8 protein-coding genes are annotated in these 8,120 nt (G+C 72.9%); 2 read left to right on the top strand and 6 right to left on the bottom strand.

Annotation, left to right across the window (positions count from 1 at the left end; translation table 11 throughout):
• Positions 1 to 11: 11 nt before the first annotated feature.
• The 3 genes from KBX39_RS16195 to KBX39_RS16185 all read right to left on the bottom strand — a co-directional run bounded on the left by KBX39_RS16195 (position 12) and on the right by KBX39_RS16185 (position 2,478).
• Positions 12 to 1,211 (bottom strand): DUF1015 family protein, encoded by a 1,200-nt coding sequence (locus KBX39_RS16195; protein WP_043328930.1) that lies wholly within the window; start codon positions 1,209 to 1,211, stop codon positions 12 to 14.
• 132 nt (positions 1,212 to 1,343) lie between these two features.
• On the bottom strand, positions 1,344 to 1,673 hold the full coding sequence (locus KBX39_RS16190) for a hypothetical protein (protein WP_069087302.1): 330 nt from the start codon (positions 1,671 to 1,673) through the stop codon (positions 1,344 to 1,346).
• A gap of 181 nt (positions 1,674 to 1,854) precedes the next feature.
• Positions 1,855 to 2,478, bottom strand: coding sequence for a DSBA oxidoreductase (locus tag KBX39_RS16185; RefSeq protein ID WP_043328926.1), 624 nt, complete (start codon positions 2,476 to 2,478; stop codon positions 1,855 to 1,857).
• 229 nt (positions 2,479 to 2,707) lie between these two features.
• Between KBX39_RS16185 and pepN the strand changes: the two genes are divergently transcribed.
• Positions 2,708 to 5,254: an aminopeptidase N gene (gene pepN, locus KBX39_RS16180; protein WP_209964409.1), complete on the top strand. Its 2,547-nt coding sequence runs from the start codon at positions 2,708 to 2,710 to the stop codon at positions 5,252 to 5,254.
• An 87-nt stretch (positions 5,255 to 5,341) separates the two neighbouring features.
• Entirely contained in the window at positions 5,342 to 5,905 is a 564-nt protein-coding gene (locus KBX39_RS16175) for a Uma2 family endonuclease (RefSeq protein WP_064448676.1), read from the top strand.
• Between the two features lie 61 nt (positions 5,906 to 5,966).
• Here KBX39_RS16175 and KBX39_RS16170 read toward each other — a convergent pair whose 3' ends face one another.
• From KBX39_RS16170 to KBX39_RS16160, 3 genes are all read right to left on the bottom strand, one after another.
• On the bottom strand, positions 5,967 to 6,380 hold the full coding sequence (locus KBX39_RS16170; RefSeq protein WP_030502180.1) for a DUF5130 family protein: 414 nt from the start codon (positions 6,378 to 6,380) through the stop codon (positions 5,967 to 5,969).
• Entirely contained in the window at positions 6,367 to 6,654 is a 288-nt protein-coding gene (locus KBX39_RS16165) for a hypothetical protein (protein WP_043328923.1), read from the bottom strand. The genes KBX39_RS16170 and KBX39_RS16165 overlap by 14 nt, the downstream gene beginning before the upstream one ends.
• Positions 6,655 to 6,728: 74 nt before the next feature.
• The coding region (locus KBX39_RS16160) for an amidase (RefSeq protein ID WP_210871328.1) at positions 6,729 to 8,120 on the bottom strand (1,392 nt) is incomplete at its 5' end.

Below are 8,120 nucleotides of genomic sequence, written 5' to 3'. Positions count from 1 at the left end.
ACGTCACACGGTCAGTGCGGCAGCTCGGCCACGACCAGGCCGGCCCGCGCCTTCGGGGTGAACCAGGTGCTCTTGCGGGGCATCTTCTCCCGGGCCAGGTTCACCGCGACGAAGTCGTCGACGGTCACCGGCGCGACGAGCACCGCCAGCTCGGCCCGGCCGGCGTCGACCTCACCGACGAGCCAGCTTGCCGGATAGTCGCCGCCCACGTACGTGATCCGCTTGTCGCCCGGGTCGAGGCCCAGCGCGTCGCGCAGCAGCAGGCGCTCGACGAGCGCGTGGTCGAGGTTCTCCAGCCGGCCCGCGCCGACGTGCGGCAGCGTCACCGCGTACCCCCGGCCGCCGAGGTAGAGGCGCACGACGCCGCCGGTGGCCGGCACGTCGACCGGCCCGTCCACCGGGGTGATCTCCGCGCCCGCCGCGCGCAGCCGGTCGAGCAGCTCCTCCGGCGTGGTGGTCAGCTCGCTGACCAGCCGGTTGTAGGGTTGGATCGCGACCGACGCGGGCGTGGTGACCACCGCGAGGAAGCGCGGGAACCCGCCGGTCTGCGCGGCCAGGCTGCGGTGGTTGCCGTCCGCGACCACCAGCTCCCCGCCGCCCGCGAGCGTGGTCAGCTCGTCCTGCGCCGGGCCCGGGCCGAGCAGCCAGATGGCGTGCGTGCGACCGGACTGGTCGACGTCGGTCGCGGCGGGGGCCCCGGCCGCCTCGGTCGCCGCCGCGAGCGCGGCGTGCAGCTCGTCGCCCCTACCGGTCTGGAGCAGGAGTACGGGCGAGAGCAGGTGACCGAGCGCCTCGGCCAGCGCGACGCGCTCGCGCACCTTGGCGATGAACACGTCCTCGTTGCGGATCACCAGCCCTGGCTCGTCGGCGCGGGTGGAGATCTGGTCGGTGTCGACCATCGCCCACAGCCCGTACGCGCTCTCCTCGCCCGGCGCGCTGATCCGGTAGAGCACCACCACCTGCTCGGCCGGCGTGTAGCTGCCGTCCGCCTTCGCCTCGGCCAGGCGCGCCACCGCGTCCGGCAGCGCGTCGAGGAACGACTTCCCGAGGCTGCCCGGCGCCCGGTGGGGCATCTCGATGCCCAGCGCGCTGTGCGGATTCGCTTCGACGATGGAGGTGATCTCCGCGTCGTCGGCGAACTCGTCGTAGTTCTGCGCGCCGGTGCCGCCAGTGGTGATCCAGGCCCGGTTGATCGGATGCACGACCGTCATGTCCGCTGACGCTACCCGGGCCCCGATCGCCCCCGCCGCCGGACTCACCCCCTTACCACCAGGTGAAAGGAAGGGCCCCCTGTTAACGCCTCCGGTAGAGGAAGGGCCCCTTCTTAACACCGGGAGGGCGGCTCAGGCGGTGGGGTTACGGTGCCGGCCCGGAACCGGACGGCGAGCCGGGGCGGCGGGGCGGGAGCCGGCGTTGAGGCGTACCGTCGTCGCGCCCGCGGCGGCGCCGGTACGCGACGGCGCCCGCCCGGGCCGGACGGTCTCGGCCGGCGGCGTCATCCGCGACGTGGCCACCACCCGGGCCACGCCGACCACGATCGGCGGGGCCAGCAGGTCGGCCACCTCGGCCGGGCCGGCCGGCCAGTCGCTCTCGGTCACCGACCAGTACGTCGCACCGGAGTCCTCGGTCGCCGGCTGCGGCGCGTCGTCGGACATGCGGCGGTGCTTAGCCATGGGAACGCCTCCAGGAGCTGCCGTGGTGCGGCCCCGCGTGGGCCGTCGGCTGGGACATCCGGTGAAACGAGCCCCGCACCGGCCCGGTGACGGGCGGGTGCGGGGCTCGGGGCGCGCTGCGGGTGTTAACAAGGGGCCCTTCCGCTACCGGAGGCGTTAAGAAGGGGCCCTTCCTTACCCCTCAGTCGAAGATGGGGCCCTGCTCGCGGGTGCGCTTCAGCTCGTAGAACCCGGGGGTGGCGGAGACCAGCAGCACACCGTCCCAGAGCCGGCCGGCCGCCTCGCCCTTGGGCGCCGGGGTGATCACCGGGCCGAAGAAGGCGACCTGCCCGCCGTCCGGGCCCGGCGCGTGGATCACCGGCGTGCCCACCTCGGTGCCGACCGGCCGCATGCCCGCCTCGTGGCTGGCCCGCAGCGCGTCGTCGTACTGGGTGGACTCGGCGGCGTCGGCGAGCGCCGGGTCCAGACCGACGTCGGTGAGCGCGCCGACCAGCATGTCGCGGCCCAGTTCCTCCTTGCCGAGGTGGATCCGGGTGCCCATCGCGGTGTAGAGCTTCGCCAGCGTCTCGGCGCCGTGCGCCTGCTCGACGGCGATGCACACCCGCACCGGACCCCAGCCCTTGACCATCAGGTCCTGGTACTCCTCCGGCAGGTCCCGGCCCTCGTTGAGCACGGACAGGCTCATCACATGGAACCGGATGTCCACGTCCCGGACCTGCTCGACCTCGAGCAGCCAGCGGGAGGTGATCCAGGCCCACGGGCACAGCGGGTCGAACCACATGTCCGCGGTGACACGTTCGGTCACGGTGTCATCCCTTCACGACAATGTCGCGCCGGGGATCCGGCGCGGTCACTCCCGATCCTCCACCCACGGCCGTATCGACCGGTACCGGAATGAGAGCGTGACCTCGACCACCGGGAGCGGTCCGTGCATGGAAGACTCGGTTCTCAGCGGGCCGTCACGAGCGGGCCGGGAAAGACCGGTGCCGCGGGGCGCGGCGAGACGAGTGGGATGGAGACGAACAGTGCCGGGAGTGCGCAACCTGACCCAGGTCGAGGCGACCGAGCGGGCCCGCCTGCTCGAGGTGACCGGGTACGACATCAGCCTTGACCTGTCGACCGCGGTGCAGCCCACCGGTCGCACGTTCCGCTCGGTGACCGAGGTCCGGTTCCGCTGCGCCGAGCCGGGGGCCACCACCTTCATCGAGGCGGCCGCCGAGTCGGTGCGTTCCGCCACGCTCAACGGCGAGCCGGTCGACCTGTCCGGCTGGTCCGCCGAGAAGGGCCTCACGCTGACCGGCCTGGCCGCCGAGAACGTGCTCGTGGTCGACGCCGACTTCGGCTACTCGAACAGCGGGCAGGGCCTGCACCGCACCGTCGACCCGGTGGACGGCGAGACCTACCTGTACAGCCAGTTCGAGACCGCCGACGCGCAGAAGGTCTACGCCTGCTTCGACCAGCCCGACCTGAAGAGCGTCTACACCTGGCACGCCACGGTGCCGGACCACTGGCGGGTCGTGTCGAACATGCCGGTGGCCCGCGAGGAGGCGGCCGGTGAGGGGCTGAAGACCGTGCACTTCGCGCTCTCGGAGCGGATGAGCACCTACATCACCGCGCTCTGCGCCGGGCCGTACCACGAGGTGCGCCGCAGCCACGACGGCATCGACATGGGCTACTTCTGCCGGGCCAGCATGGCCCCGCACATGGACGCCGACGACCTGCACCTGATCACCACGCAGGGCTTCGACTTCTTCCAGGAGAAGTTCGGCGTGCGTTACCCGCTGCCCAAGTACGACCAGCTCTGGGTGCCGGACTTCAACGCCGGCGCGATGGAGAACTTCGGCTGCGTCACGCACGCCGAGTCGCACTACATCTTCCGCTCGCAGGTCACCGACTTCGAGTACGAGCAGCGCGCCAACACGATCCTGCACGAGCTGGCGCACATGTGGTTCGGTGACCTGGTCACCATGCGCTGGTGGAACGACCTGTGGCTGAACGAGTCGTTCGCCGAGTGGGCCAGCCACTGGTGCAACACGCACGCCACCCGCTTCACCGACGCCTGGACCACGTTCCTGTCGATCCGCAAGAACTGGGGTTACCGGCAGGACCAGCTCTCCTCCACCCACCCGGTCTACTGCGAGATGCCGGACCTGGAGGCGGTCGAGGTCAACTTCGACGGCATCACGTACGCCAAGGGCGCGAGCGTGCTCAAGCAGCTCGTCGCGTACGTGGGCGAGGAGCCGTTCCTGGCCGGCCTGCGCGCCTACTTCGGCAAGTACGCGTGGGGCAACGCCACCTTCGACGACCTGCTGTCCGAGCTGGAGACGGCCTCGGGCCGGGAGCTGCGCAAGTTCGCCGCCCAGTGGCTGGAGACCGCGCAGGTCAACACGTTGCGCCCGGAGGTGACCATCGGCGCCGACGGCACGTACGAGCGGGTGGTGGTCCGGCAGGAGGCGCCGTCGGGCTACCCGACGCTGCGTACCCACCGCATCGGCGTGGGCCTGTACGACCTGACCGACGGCCGGCTGGTGCGCCGGGAGCTGATCGAGACGGACGTGACCGGCGAGCTGACCGAGCTGTCCGAGCTGCACGGCAAGCCCGCCGCGGACGTGCTGCTGCTCAACGACGAGGACCTCACGTACGCCAAGCTGCGGCTGGACGAGCGGTCGATGGCCACCGTGGTGCAGCACATCGCCGGCTTCGACTCGTCGCTGGCCCGGGCGCTGTGCTGGACGGCCGCCTGGGACATGACCCGCGACGCCGAGCTGTCGGCCCGCGACTACGTGGCGCTGGTGCTGGCCGGGCTGACCGCCGAGACGGACATCAACCTGGTCACGGCCACGCTGCGGCAGGCGAACACCGCGCTCACCTTCTACGCCGACCCGGAGTGGGCGCCGACCGGCTGGGCGGACCTGGCCCGTACCGCCCGGACCGCGCTGGCCGCCGCCGAGCCGGGCAGCGGTTTCCAGCTCGCCTGGGCCCGCGCGTACGCCTCGTCGGCCCGCTCCGGCGAGGACCTGGCGACGCTGCGCGGCTGGCTGGACGGCAACGGGGTGCCGGAGGGGCTGACCGTCGACACCGAGCTGCGCTGGACCGTGCTGCAGTCGCTCGTGGCCAACGGCGCGGCCGGTGCCGCCGACGTGGACGCGGAACTGGCCGCCGACCGTACCGCCAGCGGCGAGCGGGAGGCCGCGTACGCGCACGCGCTGGTGCCGACCGAGGAGAACAAGGCGGCGGTGTGGGCGCTGCTCACCGGCCCGGACGCGCTGCCCAACTGGCGCAACCGGGCGCTGCTGCAGGGCTTCACCCACGCGGCGCAGGTCGAGCTGACCGCGCCGTACCGGGAGCGGTACTTCGCCACCGTGGACCAGGTGTGGGCGCAGCGTGACAGCGAGCCGGCGCAGGAGTTCGTCCAGCTCGCCTACCCGGCGCACCTGGTCGAGGAGGACACGGTCGCGGCCACCGACGCGTGGCTGGCCCAGGACGGGCGGCCGGCGTCGCTGCGGCGGCTGGTGGCCGAGGGTCGCGACGGCGTGGTCCGCGCGCTGAGGGCCCGCGAGCGGGACGCCCGCAGCGCCTGAAAGCAGGGGCGCGGCGGCCGGGGGCCGGCGTGGGTGGGAGCCCGCGCCGACCCCCGGCCGTTATCGTGTGCGGAGGAGGTGGACGTGATGGCACAACCGACCCACGAGTGGCGCCCGCCGGAGCGGCCGTGGCAGGAGCAGGACCTGTCCGACCTCCCCGAGGACGGAAGCCGCTACGAGATCATCGACGGGAGCCTGCACGTGACCCCACCCCCCGGGTACGGGCACCAACTTCTGGCCGACGAGATCCGATCGGCGCTCCAGGCCACTGCGCCGACCGGTTGGTGGGTCATTCGGGAGGCCGGACTCCGGGCACCTGTCGCCAATCTCATTCCGGACATCTCCGTGCTGAAGCCGAGCGCTCCCCCGGACGGCTTGTGGACGCACCCCTCGGATGTCGCGCTCGTCGTCGAGATCGAGTCACCCAGCAGCCGCCGGTATGACCGGCTGATCAAGCCTCCGCTCTATGCCGAGGCCGGCATCCCGCACTACTGGCGGGTGGAGCGAGGCGACTTCGGCCCGGTGATCTACCGCTACCAACTGGTCAAGGGTGTCCACTACAACCTGATGGGTACGGTCGGGCCGGATGACGCCGCCCAGCTCGACGAGCCGTGGCCCATGCGCCTGGATCCTTCTGCCTGGCCCCGCTGAGACGACGAGAAAGCCCGGCCCGCGCGGTGCGCGGGCCGGGCTTCGTCGTGTGCGGGGCGGCTCAGCCCTTGCCGGCGTGGCTGGCGAGCTGGTCGAGGCCCTGGATGATGCCGCCGGCCAGGTCGCCGCCGCCGAAGGCGGCCACCATGGAGAGCGCGGCCAGCTTCGCGTACGTGTCCGGGATGCGCTTGCGCGCGTACCGGCCGGTGACGACCTCCAGCTGCCGCTGGTTGGGCGACACCGCGATCAGCACCGAGCGGTCGGGCTCGGCGAGCTGGCGGTGCAGCCGCTCGGCGTGCTCCCGGATCGGCTCGTCCAGCCCGCCGACGTAGACCGAGAAGACCAGGCCGGTGCCCTGGTCGGCGAGGCGCAGCGCCTCGTCGATGCGGAGCAGCTGACGGGTCGAGAACGGTCCGTCCAGCACGTCGGGCGGAGTGTCCGTCCCCGTCGTGGGCCGCGCTTCACCAACGGTCACTTGCGCCTCCGGTTCCACCGGCCGGCGCCTCCCGGCCGGCCTGCTCCTGCTTGCGGCTGGTCAACGCCGGCGCCTGCGCTCCGGCGGACAGCGCCGTGCCGGCCGAGTCGGCCAGCTGCTCCGGACGGCTCAGGAACCAGACCGGAGTGAAGTCGAAGGGCCGGCCCGGCCGGTAGCGCTTGGCGCCGCCACCGTTGCCACGGCTGCCCCCGACGGCCGCCAGGCCGGCGATCAGCAGCACCGCGGCGGCCGGGATGCCGACGAAGACCACCAACGTCTCGGTAACAGACAATCCCAACGCCCCCAGGCGGAAAGAGAGACCAGGAATGATTCGGGTCGGGTGACCGGTCAGGACCGGCCGCGCCGCACCTCACTTGTGATGTTCACGTTAGCGGAGTCGGTGGCCAGCCAGATTGCGGGGTGCTGATCCCATCCGCCACTCGAGTGCTCAAGCTGCGCGGCAGTGGCGACCAATGTCGCGTCGTCGCCGTACCGGCCGGTGAGCAGCACCCCGACCGGCAGGCCGTCGGGGGTGCGTCCGACCGGCAGGGAAACGGACGGATCGCCGGTGACGTTGAAGACCGCGCAGTACGGCGAGAAGCGCCGCTGCCTGTCGAAATCCTCTGCCGGTTCGAGGGCGGCGAGCGCGCCGACCGGCATCCGCGGGGCCGCGAGCGTCGGGCAGAGCAGCAGGTCACAACCGGCGGTACGGCGTACGCCGAGGCGTACCTGCGCCTGCAGCTCGCCGAGCGCGGCCATCAGCGTGGGGACGCCGAGGGCCGCGCCGCGCTCCCGCAGGTACCGGGTCAGCGGCAGCAGCTCGCCTTCCCGGTCGGGCGGGACCGGTGTGACCGCCAGCGCGTACCAGAGGGTCTCGAACAGCGGCCACGCCTCGGGGCCGAGCGGCGCGGGGACGTCGACCACCTCGTGCCCGGCGTCGGTGAGCAGCGCGGCGGCCCGGTCGACGGCGTCGACGCAGTCGGGGTGGACCGGCTCGTCGGCGAGCATCGGCGTGGTGAAGCGGCCGACGCGCAGCCGACCGGGGCCGGTGGCGCGGGCGGAGCGGGCGACGCCGAGGTAGCCGCCGGCGGGCGCGGCCGGCGGCAGGTACGGCTCGCCGGGCACGGGTCGCGCCAGCACGTCGAGCAGCGCGGCCACGTCGGCGACGGTGCGGCCGATCGGCCCGTTCACCGGCAGCCCGAAGCCACCGAAGCCGAGTGGCCCGCCGGAGACCATGCCCCGGCTGGGTTTGTAGCCGATCAGGCCGCAGAGCGCGGCCGGGATGCGCAGCGAGCCGCCGCCGTCGGAGCCCTGGGCCACCGGCACCAGTCCGGCGGCCACCGCTGCGGCCGCCCCGCCGCTGGACCCGCCCGCTGTGCCCGCGAGGTCCCACGGGTTGCGGGCCGGCGGCGCCACCAGCCCCTCGGAGTACAGCGAGCAGCCCAGCTCGGAGGTGGTGGTCTTGCCGACGCTGACCAGGCCGGCGTCGGTCATGAGGCGGACCACGTCGGCGTCGACCGGCGGGACGAAGTCGGCGAAGGCGGCCGAGCCGAAGGTGGTGCGTACCCCGGCGGTGAGGGTCAGGTCCTTGATCGCGGTCGGCACGCCGTGCAGGGGATGCCGGTCCGCCGCCGGGACCGCGTCGGCCGCGCGGGCCGCCGCCCGCGCGTGTTCGGCGGTGACGGTGACGAACGCGCCGACGGTGTCGCCGAGCGCCTCGACCCGGCGCAGGTGGTGCTC

Origin of the sequence: Micromonospora sp. D75 (genome assembly GCF_018070405.1) — a bacterium.
Lineage (GTDB): Bacteria > Actinomycetota > Actinomycetes > Mycobacteriales > Micromonosporaceae > Micromonospora > Micromonospora chalcea.
This window is presented reverse-complemented; position numbering and strand designations above follow the sequence as displayed.